This is a genomic window from Vibrio hepatarius, from assembly GCF_011806575.1.
Classification (GTDB): Bacteria; Pseudomonadota; Gammaproteobacteria; order Enterobacterales; family Vibrionaceae; genus Vibrio; species Vibrio hepatarius_A.
Genome location: NZ_JAATOO010000067.1, coordinates 1 through 878 on the forward strand (window position 1 = coordinate 1; position 878 = coordinate 878).

1 pseudogene is annotated in these 878 nt (G+C 48.2%); it reads right to left on the bottom strand.

The window, feature by feature from the left end:
* Window positions 1-878 (bottom strand): annotated as a pseudogene (locus tag HCZ42_RS21670) (hypothetical protein); the annotation flags it as partial.

The window sequence follows — 878 nt, forward strand, 5'->3', positions numbered from 1 at the left end:
TCTTCTTCGCTGTATTCCGGCAGTTCTAGATCGTCTAACTCTACTGACTCTTCTGCGGCTTGCTCTGGCTGTACTTCTTCAACTTGAGGCTGAGTCGGCTCGCCAGGCTCAGATACCATATCGGCCAGCACGTCTTCTTCGCTGTATTCCGGCAGTTCTTGATCGTCGAATTCAACTGGATCTTCAGCCGCAACGTCTGGTTGTTCAGCGACTGTTTCTGAAAGTTCACGTTCACCTGTCGTTTCTGAAGCACCTGATTCTTCATCCACCAGCCAATCGTCATCTTGTGGAACGCCAAACTCATTTGCTATCGCTTCTGGCTTAGCTACATCTTCAACACTTGTTGGCGCTTCATTTTGCGCCTGTGTTGCTAATGTATCCTCTTCAACGATCTCATGTTCTTCCGCGATTTCAGGCTTTGCTTCAATATCTTTATGTGTTGATTTTTGCTCATCGTCCACTTTTGGACTTGGTTCAGAGTCATCCGCCAATGAGTTGGTATCAGGTTTATCAACTTGAGGTGGAGTCGGCGTTATTTCACTATCGGCGAGCGGTGAGTTGTCAGTTGCAACGTCTTGAGGTTCTGGCTGCTGTTCTGCATCCGGAGCTTCCACTGCCGCGATCGCGTCACTCAGCCAATCGTCTTCATTTTCATCGTCTTGAGCAGAAGGCGCTTCAGCAACCTCATTTTCTGTAGGAACAAGCGCTTCGCTTTGCTCGAGAGATACATCGTCGTTATTATCCGTATGCAATGACTCAACTTCTTCAATCGCTGAAGTAAGCCAATCATCTTCATCCGTCTCTGCTTCTGCTTCTGCTTCTGCTTCTGCTTCTGCTTCTGCTTCTGCTTCTGCTTCTGCTTCTGCTTCTGCTTCTGC